Source organism: candidate division TA06 bacterium, from assembly GCA_016208585.1.
In the GTDB taxonomy this organism is placed as follows: Bacteria; Edwardsbacteria; AC1; order AC1; family EtOH8; genus UBA5202.
The window spans coordinates 22,032-35,514 of record JACQXR010000133.1 but is presented as its reverse complement, the minus strand read 5'-3'; the positions used below and the strand labels follow the sequence as shown (position 1 = coordinate 35,514).

Below are 13,483 nucleotides of genomic sequence, written 5' to 3'. Positions count from 1 at the left end.
TCGTTGCAGGCCCCGCTTTGGGCAAAGCCCTGTTCCTTTAATATTTCGTCCCGCTTGGAACGCTCCACGATCTCGTAATAATTGGTATTGACCAGATACGAAAGCAACGCGTCGGTCAAGATGGCCCCGTCGCTCTTGGAAATGCCGGTAGTGGACAGATCCATTACAGCCAAAGTGGTCTTGCGCGGAGTTTGGGCAAACGCGGCTGTTGCCAAAAGCAGGCACACAGCACTTAGAAAGACTTTGCGCAGCATGGCAGACCTCCTGTTTTAATTTTGGTTGCCTTAATATTACACCGGACACGACACATCGTGTCCCTACACCCCTTCCCGCCACGGGCAGGGGCCGGGGGTTAGGTCGTTCATTTCAACTTAACATAAAACCCTATGGCGTCCTTCACCAATTTGGCCAGATACTGCTCCCCGCTGATCACCTGTCCCTCCCTGGGCACCGGGAACGGCAGCACCACCGGCAGGGCCTTGTTTTTAAGGGCCCGGGCCACGTCCTCGCCCAAGTCCCCGGCCAGCTGGTCGTTGACCGCGATCAGCCCGTAGCTTTCGGTGTTGATCAGTTCCAGCACCTTCTCCTGCATCTCCCGGTTGTCTTTGACCTCAAAGGTCTCAGCCCCGGCCAACCGGAACCCGGTGGCCGTGCCGCTGTCGGTTATTATGGCTAAACGGTTCATTAGTCCTTTACTATATTTTTACTTTCTCACACCAAGCCACAGCACACTAAGATACAACCACGATTAACAATTAACAAAAGCAGTGCCTTTGTGGCTAAAGGGCTTTTCTACTTGAGTATGTGCAGCCAGTCGCCCAGTAAAAACTGCATCCGCCCGATCAAAAGCGATATCCGGGCCATCACCGTATATCCAAAAGCCGCGCCGAAGGCGATCATCAGGTACCAAACCCCCAGCTTAGCCCCGGCCCCCACAAAACCCTTGTGCTCGGCCGAAAAGAAGAAATAAACCAGGGTGGCCAGCACCCCCAGCACCAGCAGGAAATTGTTGAGGCTGTTCATCGGGATCAAAGTAGCCTGGGTCTGGGCCAGGACATCGGTGGATAAAAAGGCGGTCACAGAAAGCCCGGCGCCCATCCCCACCACCATCGAAATCGGAAAACGCAACAGCCAGTTGTATTTGCGGGAGAAGGCGAAGAATACCAGCAGACCCATCACTCCCGGGATGATCAGGTAATATTTGTGGGCGAAATTCGTGGTCAGCGGGATCCAGAGGTTGGGCAATACCACGTTATGGAACTCGGCCGCCACGAAGTAACCGGCCGAAATCCCCACATAGACATGCTCGGCAAACTTGTACAGGGGATTGTCCTTGTACAGAAAGCTGTAAATGCAAAGCGTTAAAAGCGCGGCCAGCCATATTCCAAACAGCGCCATTTTACTTGTCCTCCTTTTTGCGGGTCAGGAAATAAGCTAGGTTGCCGATCAGGATGAAACCGACGATCAGAAAATGGGCCAGGCTCTGGGCCGACATCCCGGTGGAGGCCGCGCCCGGATGCTTGACCAGCGCCTCGTATTCGGCTGCGCCCCGCATCCCTCCCATCAGGCCCATCAGCTGCCCCGACTGCAGGTAGGCCGAAAACTCCGGGGCCGAGACCGCGGTGCAGCCCCCGGTAACCGGCACCCCGAAACGTTGCCAGGCGAACTGGATCCACATTATCAGCCCGGGATCGCCGGCCGAGAAGGAGACCACCGCCCCCATGTCCTTGAGCGACTTGACCGATCTCATCAGCTCCAGGGTGTCGGTCTTGTTCTTGTAATAATCCTGGGGAAAGGCGTCGGCAATGCTTTTGGCCATGGTTACCACCAGCACCGCCTGCCCGGATTTATAGCCCAGATTGACGTAATCGCGTCCGTAAACTTTATCGGGGAATTCAACCCGGATCACCTCGGACACCTGTTTCTCGATCAGCGGGATCCCGGTGACCCAGTGGCCCATCATCACTACCTTAAGATTCCTGCGCATGGCATGGCGCAGCATGGCGGCCGACAGCGGATAGAGCTCGGGCATGGAGCCGGGATCGTAATCCCAGGAGAACAGCACCGGGCTTCCCTCGGGCAGTTTCTCCAGCAGATCGTAGGCCTGCCGCACGTCGCCGGAAACGGTCATTGGCAGCTTGACATTGATCAGCAGAGCCAGGGCCACGGTCAGGCCCAGGGCCAAAAATATCCAGCGCCGGTCTATCCGGGTTAGTCTTTCCAGGAAATTGCGCATGTTTGCCATCCTCCTTCTAATTGCCGCCGGTGGTCAGGTAGGAACGCTCTATGCCCAAAAGCATCCGCAGGGCCATGGAGACCGCGCCCAGGGCGGCTCCTATCTTGATGCCCCTCTGGCCGGCCGTATTGGGAACCTCCATCACCCACCGGGTCACCTGGTCCAGCAGGATGGGAAACTTGGCGCCCAAGAGCGGGATATGCTGCCACAGCCAGCTTCCCAGCGGCACCCTCCCGATCATGATGATGGCCGCAGCGATCAGCAATAGTGTGGCCTCCTTGTTGCGGGCCCGGAAAGCCCGGTAGGCCGCCGAAGCGATGAAAAAAGCCAGCAGCGAGAACATGGCCGAGGACAACGGAGCCATCACATTGTCATATAGCCAGTAATAAGATGTGCCTTCCTTGATGCCCCCGAACAATCCCAGCGCCATCATGGCGCCCAGGCAGATCAGCAGGGTCAGGCTGTAAAACCAGCCCTGGCGGCGGCGCTGGATCTTTTCGGCATGGACGAACACCAGGTTGCCGATTCCCAGCACCAGGGTAAAGGCCACGATGATTATCTCCCAGGACTGCATCTCCTGGGCCGAATTGGCCACCATAGGATGCGGCACGAAGAAGGCCAGGATCATGTAAAATCCTATCAGAAAGGTGATCACTAAGGGAATGGTTTTTTTCATTTTATGTCTCCCGCAATTAGCGCCGGATGTTTTGTTTCATAGGACTATCTAACCTGAAAAGTATTTTATCCCCAGTTTAACCGAACAAAACAATCTTTGTATATTTCTGCGAAAATCTGTGTAATCTGCGGATTGAAAAGGTTGTTAAACTATTACCGCGGCATCAGCCAGCGAGAAAAGAAACCCAGCGACGGGAATTTTAAGGCCAAAGTTTGCAGCAGAACTCCGGCCAGGATCAAAAATATCACCGCCGCCTTGCCCCAGTCCTGGGCCTTGATGGTGCCCAAAAGCACCGGCTCTTTGGAGAGATAGGCCGAGGCGGCGTAAATCTCCTCGCCGATCAAAGTGTAGTCGCAGGCCGCCACAAAGAACGGCAGCTGGGTGATCATGGCGGTGCCGGCGATCTGGATGGCCCCGGTGGAATAGCCGGTCTCGGCCAGTATCAGCGATTCGGCGTAAAATGTCCCGATCATGAAATTGGCGGCCGGCTTCTCGCGCACCATCATCCCGTCCACCCCGGCGGTGTAGGCAAACTGCTCGTTGGTCAGGTAGCGGATGTTTTCCGCCCGGTAGGCGTCGGGCCGGCCGGCGTTCATATAGCCGGATTTCACGATCTCCTGGGCCAATGTCATCACCAGGGGATCGGAGCAGGGCACTAAAAGCGGAGTGTCGTATTCGGCCGCCTTATTGGCCACCCGGCCCAGTATCACCAGGCTGGCCAGGGTCTGAATGTCAGACACCGCCGAAAGGCCGCCCGATGGCAGATAGAGGATGGGCCTCCCCATTTCAGTGGCCCGGCCGATGGCTTCATCCACCGCCTGAAGGCCGGCGATGCGCCTCACAAAAAGGTCGGCGCCGTGCCGGGCCTTGTAAATATACAGCAGAATCAGCCCGGTAAAGGCCAGAAAAGCTATCAGAATATTGACCCGGGCGACGTTGAACCACTGGGCGCTGGAGATTACCGGACCGGCGGGCTCTGTTTGGGCGGAGTCGGAAAAAGTGACGGCGTTGAGCTTGTAATAGTACTGAACGCCGGGAGCGACGGCGTTATCGGCGAACTCGACGCTGCCCGGGAACGCAAAACCCGCTTCGGCATAAGGCCCGCTTGCCGATTCGGCCCGCAAAACCCGGTACCCTTTAAACGAAACCGGATCGGCGGTTTCGGCAGCTGATTTATTCCAGGTTATTGTCACCGAACGGCCGTCGTCATTGGGAGCATCGCAGACCTTCAGGTTGGCCGGCGGATCCACGGCCAAGGCCGGAAACGCCAGGCCGGCCGCCAGAAGCAACATCCAATATTTTTTCATCCCGAAACCCTTTTACCTGTTTGTTAGCAGTCTTTTGAATGGTTACCACAGCAACAGCTGATCCCTGATCTGATCGCCGGTTATACCGTAAAATTTGCCCCGGGCCAGAAGCCGCAGGTTGATGACCTCGTAATATTTCTGCCAGAGGAAGCCCAGCGCCAGATCAATTCCCAGCGGGTTCCCCTGGTAACGTCGGGACAATTCCCGGAAATGCTCTTGCTCCAGCTTCTCTTCCGATTTTAGGTCGCGGCCCGGCCGGAACAGGTATTCGTAATAACGCGTCCCCTTCAGCGAGGACAGGACCTTGGGGCCCTCCTTGCGGTCGAAATATTTTATGAACCATTCTTTGGTCAGGAGAGTTCCTCCGGGAATATAATATTTGGGAATTGATTCTGCCGCCAGATCTTTTTTTTCTTTAAGCCTTTTCAGGGCCTTGGCGTTAAGGATGTCTATCTCCCGCTGGAAAAGAACTTTCAGGGATGCGGAATCGTCCCCCCATAGCGGGAGTTTTTTAAAGACCCACGAATAATAATATTTGTATAACTCCAGTTCCACCGGAGCCAGGCCCTTTTCCTTTTGGTATTCTTCCAGCGCGTGTTTAAAGGGCTGATGAAAATCATCTCCCCAGGTATAAAGGGTATCGGTCAGGCCGGCCATATCCGGTTGGTTAGCCAGTTCCTGTAATTTCACTTCGCTGATGCCGCCGGCCGGCAATATGCTTTTAAGGATTTCGACTGACGACCAACTGCCGTGAATGCCGCGGGCCACCGCGATCAGGTTGGAAAGGTCCCAGCGCCTTAAGATGATGGTGATCAGATCGCGCGGCTGTCCTTCGGCTATTTTCAAAAGCAGTTCTGTGGCCTGGCAAAAGTTTTTTTCCAGAGACCACTCCAGCGCCTCTATCCCATGATAGCGGGCCTTGGCCAGCTGCCACTGCTTGGAATAAGGGCTGGACTCCATCCATTTTTCCAGCGGCTGGTATCCGGGCAGGGCTAAAAGTTCTTCATATGCCACCGGCTTCAAAAGGTGGCTGTGCTGCCCCCTGATCCTGGCATTTATGTAACCATAATCCGACGGCATTATATCAATCCCACAATATTTGCGCTAATGACGAGGTTAAAGCTGGTTTGGCCCGGGCCATCCGGTCGGCAAAGCGGTTCAGCACCACTGCGGTTCTGTCAGGATTGGAGACGATTACCCCGTCTTTGACCAGAGGGTCCGCTTCCAACTTGGCGTCTAATTTCAGTTCCTTGGCTATCTGCTGGGCTAATGACAGATCTTCTTTTTTCACCGTCACCACCATGCCGGAACCGAACTGGGAACAGGCTTCGGCCATCAGGCTTTTAAGAGCCTTCTTCAGCGGGGCCCCGCTCAGCAAATTGAGCTCCTGGGCCGCTTCGGCAAAAATGCCGCTGATGATTTGGTCTTTGGCGGATAAAATCAAAGCCGAGGCCTCCAGGTGAGCGGCGCTTTGAGCCTTGGCCCGGGAAATGTTGTTTTCAGATAGAATTAAAGCTTCCTGCGCCTGCTTCAGCTGAGCGGCCTGAGCCAGGGTTTTTTCCTGGATTTCTTTGGCGCCCTGCCGGGCAGTGTTCAGGATCCTCTGCCGTTCGGCCTGGGCTTCATTTTCTATTACTTTTAAAAGTTCCGATTCCATATTGAGTTCTATATTTAAATTTGATTTCATCAATTGCGAATTAAAGGGCCGGGGCACTTTAGCTAAAGAAAAGCTTTTGACAGGCGCCGCTTTTTACCCGGCAGCGCCCGTCAAAGAAACCTCCGAAAATAACTACTTGATCCCCACTATCATGATGGCGATCACGAACCCCAGGATGATGATGGTCTCGGGCAGGGCCTCCAGCACGATCATCACGCCGCCGATCTCCGGCTTCTCGGCCATGGCGCCGGCCGCGGCCGAACCGATCCGGCTCTGGGCCCAGGCGGTGGCAAAGGCCGACACGCCGATGGCCAGGGCGGCTCCCAGGGCCTTCCAGATTACTATGCTGTTGTTGTTGGCGGCCGGGGCGGCCGGCTGGGCTTCGGTGGCTGGGGCCTGGCCGTGCTCCTGGGCCAAAGCAATTGAAGCCAGGGGCAGCAGGATCAGGGATAACAGTACCAAAACCAAAAGTTTCCGCATTTACTTACCTCCTATTGTTTTTAATGGTTTATATTGTTTGCCTGGATAATCGTGGTATTTGAACTTGGTTAGGAACTCCACCACCTGAAGACGAAAAGGCTGCATAATGGGACTGATCAGGCCCAAGGCAAAGAACAGCGGGTGTACTACCAAGGCCGCCACCAAAAATCCGGGCAGGCCCCCGATGGTGCGGCCGATCAGGTTGGCGGCGTAAGCCAGGTAGGCCGCCGAAAGCCCGATGGCGAACAGACGGGCATAGGACAGGATATTGCCGACGGCGCCGAATATTTCAATGGGACCGGCCACCCCGGCCAGTATGCCCAGGGTAGCGGCGCTGGCCCCGGTCAGAACTATCGACGGCCACAGCAACGAAGCCGGCAGCAGTTTGAGCATCATGGTAAAAAATATCCCGAAAACGCCCAACACTCCCAGGGCAAAGGCCACCGGTTCCAGGATGTGATGCAGGTTCCGATGCTTGATGCCGATGTATAACATGATGCCAAAACCCACATAGACCTGGATCACGCCGATCAGTATCGCCATTTTAAGAAGGGTCATGATGGATTCGCTGCTCAGGCGGTTGAGGTTTTCGGCCATCGGTTTGATCCAGTGCATGTGCTCGCCGAAATCTCCGAATAGTTCCCCGAAGATGACCCCGAAAACAGTGGTCCATACAGCGCAGAACAGGAAAATAGTGGAAAGCGATTTGGCCAGGGCATTATGCTTAAGTTTGATCATAACCAGGATAGAGGCAACCAACATTACAACACCATATCCTATATCGCCGACTATAAAACCGAAGAACAGGGGAAAGAAAAATGCTATAAAAGGCGTGGGGTCAACCGTTCCATATTGGGGCGGGCTGAAGATGGAGAGCAACAATTCAAATGGTTTGATCAGGCTGCGGTTTTTGAGGATCACCGGGACCTTGTCCGCCTGGTGATGGTCTATCTCCACTATCTGCACGGTGACCTGGTCCTGGTACTCCTTCCGCAGCAGGTCTTTTAATTCCTCCACCTGGCTCTGAGGCAGGTATCCCTGCACCACGAAGGTCAAACTTCCCCGACCGGTCTGGGCCGAGGCCCCGAAGCGGGAAAGCTCGTCAGCCATCAGCTCCCGGTATCCCAGCAAAACGGGACCTGACGAACGCGACAATTCAGCCAGCTCCCGTCCGATCTCTTCCAATCTTTTTGGCAGGGCCGAGGCCTTTTCCTTGAGCAAAGCCACCACTTCGGTCATGGGCCGGGCCTCCATGGCCGCCGGCAGTCTCAGTTCGCTGATGCCGGCCTTGGAGAAGAAGCCCTTTATCTTTTCGCTATCGGAGCTGTGATAAGCCGCCAGGGCCGCGCTCCGGCCGTCGTTCAAGGAATGACTGTAGACCTCGCAGCGGCCGGAGGTGATCTTGCTAAGCTGGAGGGCCAGCGCCTTCACTGCTTTGACATCATTGCCTTTGAGCAAAAAACCGAAGGCTTTGACCTTATGGCTGTTCTCCAGTTTGGACATCAGCGGGGCCAGGGCCTGGTATGCTCCGCGGTAGCTTTCCACCAAGGAAAGCTCGTCCTCCAACTCCATTTTCTCCCGGGCCAGCGCTTTGGCCCTTTGCTGATACCCGGAGATCAGGTCCGGCAGGCCGTCCCAGTCCGGATTGACCAGCCTGTCCGGTTTGCCCTGGAAGCCGGTCAGTACCAAAAATTGATCTATCTCGGAATTGATCTTCTCCAACCATTGTTTGCGGGTCTGCTGTTCCAGGCTGAGAGTATAGGATTTTAAATTATGCCGATCCCAATCAAGGCCCGATAGATGGACCCGCCCCATAGCTTGCAATGTTTTGATAACCTGGGATTGCAGATTTTTAGGGCCGATTATCAGGGCTTTGGCCATCGCCACAATCATGCTGTTATCGCTCCTCCGGCAGAACCATCTGCACCACTGCCTCTACCGCCTGCCGGCGACGGGCCTGGGATTTTTGTTGAAGGTTTTCCACTTCTTTTCGGGCCTGGCTCATCCGCTGTTCCCTGAGATCGGCCGACTCCTGGGCCGCCTCCTTTTTCTGCTGCTCGGCCTGCCGCAACAGTTCCTGGCCGGCCGTTTTCAACAATTGATCGGCCTGAGTTCTGGCCTCGGTTATAATCCGGTCGGCTTCGGCCCGGGCTTGGTTCAGCATGACCTGAAGTTCCTGCTCCCTTAGGGCGATGCTTTCTATCACCTGGCCGGCCTGGTCGGGATGGTTTTGGTTGTGGCTTGGCAATTTTCTTTTTCTCCGGTTAATGAATCTCCTCGCAGCAAGCTGCGAGGTATCTCAAGGAAATTTTGATCTAAATGAAAACCTTACGGTTTTCAAACTTTCCCTTATAAGGTAACCTCAAAGCAAGCTTAGAGGAATATAGATTTAACTTTTTGACCTTGGTTATACCCCTTAAAACTTAGGTTATAAGCTTTCTGCCCTTGGTTACAGCCCTTGTAACTTGGGCTATAAGCCTTCTGTTCTTGGTAAGAACCATTCTGACCTTGGTAAGAAAGGTTCTTACCTGGGTAATAACCATTCCGACTTTGGTTACAGCCCTTGTAACCTTGGTTATAACCTTCCTAACCTGGGTTACAACCTTTATAACCTTGGTTTTTCTGCAAAAACCGCTATTTAGTGTCTGTTTATAAAGTCCTTTTTCCGTCATTCCTGCACCTCATAGCTTCGGCATAAACTCCAGCAGAAATCCAAAACCTATTGAAACTACTGGATTCCCGTTCCCCGTTTTCACGAGGACAAATTTCACGCCTGCGCGCTGAAGTCCCGCCCTGGCGGGGCGCAAGCACGGGAATGACAATCCGGCAGTCTATAAATGGACACTATTTAGGGGCTTTTTTACTGCCTATATAGAGCCACTTTGAACATAGAATCGCATTTTCTTGATTTTTTGCGAAAGCGGGCTGTTTTTCCCAAAAGTACCCACTATGGCGTCAACCTGTGCCGAGGTCAGTTCTTGATAGGCTTCTTTGGTGGCTTTTACCGTTTAAAAGTTTTATTGTTAAATCAATACAGCGCCCTGACGAAGGCCTCCACCGCCCTTCTCATCTGCAGCCGGGCCATCCCGATGTTGCCCACTCCCGCCTGCAGGCCCACCCCCAGATAAAAATCAATCCCCACCATCCTGAGGATGATGGTGATTTTTCCGGTGGTAAAGATAAGTTCCGAAATGTCCCCCACCGTCAGGTTCTGGGCCGCCCGGTTGGCGGCGGCCAGCATAGTGGCAAACTCGGCGTCGGCCAGGGTGGGGTCAAAGGCCGGGTCGATGTTGTAGAAGGCGATGCCGATCCCGTCAACGCCGGTCAGGTTGGCCGAGACCGCTCCGGGGATGAGATCGGTCAATTCCTTCAACAGTTTTTCATAATTGCTGCTGGCCGAATCCATATGATCACCTCAAAACTTTATTTTTTAAATTTTTCAGAACAGTTAATGCATAATTGGACTGGCGCCTGCCTGGATTATTTTTTGCCGAAAAGGCCTCCCAGAAAACCCTTGTCGCCCTTGCCCACCATCTCCAGCCGTTTCTGGGCCTGGACGTTCTTGGGATCCCATTTTAAAGCCTCTTTAAACTGATCCCGGGCCTGGTCGTTCATTCCGGCAGTCTGGTACACTATCCCCAGGCTGAGGTAGTGATCCGGATTATACATCTCGATCTGGATGGCCCGCTCGCAGTTGGCCCTGGCCTCTTCCAACGGCCCGTTAGCTTTGATTACGGACAGTCCTAAACGATTGAAATAGATGGCTTTTTTGGGATTAAGCTTTACCGCCACCCTAAAATATTCCACCGCCCGTTTGAACTGGCCTGCTTTATAGGCCTCCAGCCCGTAGCGGTAGGACATCTCGGCCTGATTGGACTGAATCGTGGCCCCTTCCACTCCGGCGGATTTGTCGGAAAGAGCCTTGTTGTACTTGGCCCTTTTTTCCTTGTCAATCAGGGTGTGATAAGCTTCGTTAACAGCCTGAAAAGAGGTGCTGGCCAAGCCGGCTTTGGATTCTCCGGAGTTGCGGTCGGGATGGTATTTCAAGGCCAGCTTGCGGTAAGCATTTTTGATATCGTTCTCCCCCGCCATCCGGTCCACGCCCAGGATGCCGTAATAATCCCTACTTTCGGACATCGCCTTTGCCTCTCTTGGCGGCAGCTTCAGTCATCATTTTTCTGGCCAGCTGGTTGGCTAGGCGGTTGTTGGGATCTATGACCAGCACCTTAGCCAGCGCTGTTTTTGTCTTGGCCGCCTGTCCCATCTGATCCCAGGCATAGGCCAGGTTCAGCCAGGCCCGGCTGAAACGAGGCGCCAGCTTTACCGCTTTTTGGAACTGAGCGATAGCCCGCTTGTTCTGTCCCTTCTGGGCCAGGCAGACCCCCAAAAGATTGTAAACATCGGCGTATTTGGGCTGCAGTTTCTTGGCCTGATGGTAATATTTGATGGCCTCTTCGTAACGGCATTCCCGGTGGGCATCTTGGCCCATGGCGCAAAGCGAGCGTGACCGGTCGGGAATTATCCGGAAGGCCTGGGCCAGTAACTTGAAAGCCGAGCGGTAGTCGGATCTGGCGGCCTGGGACAGGGCCTTGTCGTAAAGCACCTGGTCGTAAAAACTGTCGGTCTGTGACAGCCCCTGGAATATCTCCATGGCCCGTTTGTTGTTTCCAGCCTGGGCCTCCAGAAAGGCCAGATTCAGCTTGGCTTCGTTGTAATTGGGATTGATCAACAAGGCCTGTTCCAACGCCTGCCTGGCCTTGGCCGGCTCTTTATGTTCGGAATATATCTTGCCCAGAGTGAAATACAGGTCGGCGTATTTGGGGGCCAGGCCCAGGGCGGTATGGTATTCCTCTATGGCGTCTTCCAAGCTGCCCCGCTGCCAGTATATTTTCCCCAAAGCTGTGTGTGATTCTATCAAATAAAAAAGGACCACCTCGCTGCACCGCCTCCTCACCGAACTTTCGTGCGAGCGGATCACGGTAAGATGATCTATGGCCGTCTGGTAATCGCCCTGGTTGAAGGCATTGATGGACAGCTTTAACATCTGGTGGGCGCAATGCTGGTCAAAGATATGTTTGACGAACACCATAACTCAAGGCCTTTCATTGGAGTTTAGAAGAATGCAAGAGTGAACGGCGTTTTATGTCCGACATTTTTCGGAATGGTGTCCTCCTACGGCTGGTATTTCCCATCAGCCTACGGCGGACTATCGTCCGGCAAGGAGCAATAATGGTGCCGGGAGTGGGAGTTGAACCCACAAGGCTTGCGCCATACGCACCTCAAACGTACGTGTCTACCAGTTTCACCATCCCGGCAATTTTTAGAGCCCAAACTATCGTTTTAAACCATGTAAGTCTAATATTTTATAACAAACTTAACCGGCTGTCAATACTAAATATCGTTTTAAGCTAAAATGCAGTGAATATGCATATTTTTATCAATAAAAAAGCGAGATCAACTCTCGCTTTTTAGCTTTGACGGGAAAAATCTGCGTCAGGCTATCTCCTGTTCATTCTCCAAATTAATGATCTTAAAAGAATTTACCGGCATCTTGCGGTCGGAAGAGATCCTTAATTCCGTTTTAAGCTCCCGGTTAAGCGCTTTGATTATGGCCTGGCCGGGGCCGGAGAGATAGTCGAATAAAAGGTTGCCGGTCTTGATGGACAACTTGCGTCTTCTCAACTCCGGTTTTAAAGAGAGCACCTTGCGTTCCAGCATCTGGGCGCTGGTATAAGCGGTAAAAATCCTTCCCGCCCCCTGGCAGGCCGGACAGGTCTCGGTCAAAGACTGCCAGAGGCTGGGCTTGATCCGCTTGCGGCTCATCTCCACCAGGCCCAGCGGCGAAATGGCGTAAACATTGGGTTTGGAGCGGTCAGACTTGACCGCTAGGGTGAATTCCTGCAGCACCCGGTTGCGGTGTTGGGAGTATTTCATGTCGATGAAATCCACCACGATGATCCCGCCGATGTCCCTTAAGCGCACCTGGCGGGCGATCTCCTGGGCCGCCTCCAGGTTCACTTTCAGCCCCATGGTCTCGGCGTCCTTCTTGCCGGTGAATTTTCCGGAGTTGACGTCCACCGCGGTCAGGGCCTCGGTCTGGTCGATGGCGATGTAGCCTCCGCTTTTCAGCCAGATTCGGCGGTTCAGCGCCTTCTCCACCTGGGACTCCACCTGATAAGCCTCAAACAGCGGCAGTTCCTCCCGGTACCACAGCAGTTTTTTCTTAAGCCCGTCATCGGCCCCTTTCAGATAACCGGCGATCTGATTATAGGTCTCCCGGTGGTCGGTTACAATGCTGTGAATGTCGTAGGAGGCCAGATCATTTAGCAGGCTGACGATGAAGGGCGGCTGGGCGTGCACCCGGAACGGGGCTTTGGTCCGGGCGTATTGCTTCTGAACCTGCTGCCAATCCTTGGCCAGTTCCTTGACGTCGCGTTCCAGGGTCTTTTGGTCCTCGCCGGCGGCGGCGGTCCGAACGATCAGGCCGGATCCCTTGGGCAACGAGGCTTGCAGCGCCTTGCGCAGCCTGGAACGCTCCTCCCGGTTCTCGATCTTCCGGGAGATGCCGATTCCGCCCTGATTGGGCACCAGCACGCAAAAGCGGCCGGGAAAAGAAACATAGGAAGTCAGCCGGGGTCCCTTGCTGCCCATCGGTTCTTTTGATATCTGGACCATTATCTGCTGTCCGGCCTTTAAGGCGGCCTTCTGGGGCTTGAAGGCGGGACGGCTGGTTTCCTCATCCGCCAGATCGCTCAGGTCGAAGATGGCGTCGTCCAGCGACAGGAAGCCGCTTTTATAGGCGCCGATGTTGACGAAGGCGGCGTTAAGCCCCGGCAACACCTTTTCCACCACCCCTTTGTAAATGTCGCCCACCGACAGCGTTTCCTGGGGCCGTTCCACCCAAAACTCGGAGAGCTTGCCCTCGTCCTCCAGCACCGCGATCCGCATCTCGCGGTCGGTGGCGTTTATGATGATGTCAATGGCCATGTAAAGCTTACCTCTCTTCTTCTTACCAAAATTGGTTGTTTCCCCCCGGCGGCAGCGTTTATCCTTGCTGACTGCCAGCCGCCGCGCTGTAAGACCATGAATGGCCTTTGTTAGCTGTGGCATCCATCCTTAGCCCAGCC

Annotated in this window: 16 protein-coding genes and 1 tRNA gene; all 17 read right to left on the bottom strand. The window is 54.3% G+C overall.

Annotated features, from left to right (window positions below):
- Positions 1–254: hypothetical protein (locus HY768_09970; protein MBI4727521.1), on the bottom strand; the 254-nt coding region annotated here is incomplete at its 3' end.
- A 107-nt stretch (positions 255–361) separates the two neighbouring features.
- Positions 362–685 (bottom strand): V-type ATP synthase subunit F, encoded by a 324-nt coding sequence (locus HY768_09965; protein ID MBI4727520.1) that lies wholly within the window; start codon positions 683–685, stop codon positions 362–364.
- Positions 686–792: 107 nt separating this feature from the next.
- Entirely contained in the window at positions 793–1,398 is a 606-nt protein-coding gene (locus tag HY768_09960; GenBank protein ID MBI4727519.1) for a hypothetical protein, read from the bottom strand.
- Position 1,399: 1 nt separating this feature from the next.
- The gene (locus HY768_09955) at positions 1,400–2,236 is read right to left on the bottom strand and encodes a hypothetical protein (protein MBI4727518.1); all 837 of its coding nucleotides are present in this window, start codon (positions 2,234–2,236) and stop codon (positions 1,400–1,402) included.
- A 16-nt stretch (positions 2,237–2,252) separates the two neighbouring features.
- Positions 2,253–2,912 (bottom strand): hypothetical protein, encoded by a 660-nt coding sequence (locus HY768_09950; GenBank protein MBI4727517.1) that lies wholly within the window; start codon positions 2,910–2,912, stop codon positions 2,253–2,255.
- Positions 2,913–3,064: 152 nt separating this feature from the next.
- Positions 3,065–4,219 (bottom strand): hypothetical protein, encoded by a 1,155-nt coding sequence (locus HY768_09945; GenBank protein MBI4727516.1) that lies wholly within the window; start codon positions 4,217–4,219, stop codon positions 3,065–3,067.
- A 42-nt stretch (positions 4,220–4,261) separates the two neighbouring features.
- The gene (locus tag HY768_09940) at positions 4,262–5,299 is read right to left on the bottom strand and encodes a V-type ATPase subunit (protein ID MBI4727515.1); all 1,038 of its coding nucleotides are present in this window, start codon (positions 5,297–5,299) and stop codon (positions 4,262–4,264) included.
- Between the two features lie 4 nt (positions 5,300–5,303).
- Positions 5,304–5,906 (bottom strand): hypothetical protein, encoded by a 603-nt coding sequence (locus HY768_09935; protein MBI4727514.1) that lies wholly within the window; start codon positions 5,904–5,906, stop codon positions 5,304–5,306.
- A gap of 102 nt (positions 5,907–6,008) precedes the next feature.
- On the bottom strand, positions 6,009–6,356 hold the full coding sequence (locus HY768_09930; GenBank protein MBI4727513.1) for a hypothetical protein: 348 nt from the start codon (positions 6,354–6,356) through the stop codon (positions 6,009–6,011).
- Positions 6,357–8,249 (bottom strand): hypothetical protein, encoded by a 1,893-nt coding sequence (locus tag HY768_09925; GenBank protein ID MBI4727512.1) that lies wholly within the window; start codon positions 8,247–8,249, stop codon positions 6,357–6,359. It lies immediately after the preceding gene.
- Between the two features lie 4 nt (positions 8,250–8,253).
- On the bottom strand, positions 8,254–8,604 hold the full coding sequence (locus tag HY768_09920) for a hypothetical protein (GenBank protein ID MBI4727511.1): 351 nt from the start codon (positions 8,602–8,604) through the stop codon (positions 8,254–8,256).
- Between the two features lie 175 nt (positions 8,605–8,779).
- A complete protein-coding gene (locus HY768_09915) occupies positions 8,780–9,028 on the bottom strand; it encodes a hypothetical protein (protein MBI4727510.1) in 249 nt (82 codons plus the stop codon).
- 356 nt (positions 9,029–9,384) lie between these two features.
- Positions 9,385–9,762 (bottom strand): hypothetical protein, encoded by a 378-nt coding sequence (locus HY768_09910; GenBank protein ID MBI4727509.1) that lies wholly within the window; start codon positions 9,760–9,762, stop codon positions 9,385–9,387.
- Positions 9,763–9,836: 74 nt separating this feature from the next.
- The gene (locus HY768_09905; protein MBI4727508.1) at positions 9,837–10,493 is read right to left on the bottom strand and encodes a DnaJ domain-containing protein; all 657 of its coding nucleotides are present in this window, start codon (positions 10,491–10,493) and stop codon (positions 9,837–9,839) included.
- Entirely contained in the window at positions 10,480–11,445 is a 966-nt protein-coding gene (locus HY768_09900; protein MBI4727507.1) for a tetratricopeptide repeat protein, read from the bottom strand. The genes HY768_09905 and HY768_09900 overlap by 14 nt, the downstream gene beginning before the upstream one ends.
- Positions 11,446–11,586: 141 nt before the next feature.
- Positions 11,587–11,671, bottom strand: a tRNA-Leu gene (locus tag HY768_09895).
- Positions 11,672–11,849: 178 nt separating this feature from the next.
- A complete protein-coding gene (locus HY768_09890) occupies positions 11,850–13,466 on the bottom strand; it encodes an Rne/Rng family ribonuclease (protein ID MBI4727506.1) in 1,617 nt (538 codons plus the stop codon).
- Positions 13,467–13,483: the final 17 nt, after the last annotated feature.

Excerpts from the sequence above, each read along its gene's own strand:
- HY768_09915 (MBI4727510.1), bottom strand. The coding sequence starts at position 9,028 with ATGACGGAAAAAGGACTTTATAAACAGACACTAAATAGCGGTTTTTGC.
- HY768_09925 (MBI4727512.1), bottom strand. The coding sequence starts at position 8,249 with ATGATTGTGGCGATGGCCAAAGCCCTGATAATCGGCCCTAAAAATCTG.
- HY768_09935 (MBI4727514.1), bottom strand. The coding sequence starts at position 5,906 with ATGAAATCAAATTTAAATATAGAACTCAATATGGAATCGGAACTTTTA.
- HY768_09965 (MBI4727520.1), bottom strand. The coding sequence starts at position 685 with ATGAACCGTTTAGCCATAATAACCGACAGCGGCACGGCCACCGGGTTC.
- HY768_09940 (MBI4727515.1), bottom strand. The coding sequence starts at position 5,299 with ATGCCGTCGGATTATGGTTACATAAATGCCAGGATCAGGGGGCAGCAC.
- HY768_09950 (MBI4727517.1), bottom strand. The coding sequence starts at position 2,912 with ATGAAAAAAACCATTCCCTTAGTGATCACCTTTCTGATAGGATTTTAC.
- HY768_09955 (MBI4727518.1), bottom strand. The coding sequence starts at position 2,236 with ATGCGCAATTTCCTGGAAAGACTAACCCGGATAGACCGGCGCTGGATA.
- HY768_09930 (MBI4727513.1), bottom strand. The coding sequence starts at position 6,356 with ATGCGGAAACTTTTGGTTTTGGTACTGTTATCCCTGATCCTGCTGCCC.
- HY768_09945 (MBI4727516.1), bottom strand. The coding sequence starts at position 4,219 with ATGAAAAAATATTGGATGTTGCTTCTGGCGGCCGGCCTGGCGTTTCCG.
- HY768_09905 (MBI4727508.1), bottom strand. The coding sequence starts at position 10,493 with ATGTCCGAAAGTAGGGATTATTACGGCATCCTGGGCGTGGACCGGATG.
- HY768_09890 (MBI4727506.1), bottom strand. The coding sequence starts at position 13,466 with ATGCCACAGCTAACAAAGGCCATTCATGGTCTTACAGCGCGGCGGCTG.
- HY768_09960 (MBI4727519.1), bottom strand. The coding sequence starts at position 1,398 with ATGGCGCTGTTTGGAATATGGCTGGCCGCGCTTTTAACGCTTTGCATT.
- HY768_09900 (MBI4727507.1), bottom strand. The coding sequence starts at position 11,445 with ATGGTGTTCGTCAAACATATCTTTGACCAGCATTGCGCCCACCAGATG.
- HY768_09910 (MBI4727509.1), bottom strand. The coding sequence starts at position 9,762 with ATGGATTCGGCCAGCAGCAATTATGAAAAACTGTTGAAGGAATTGACC.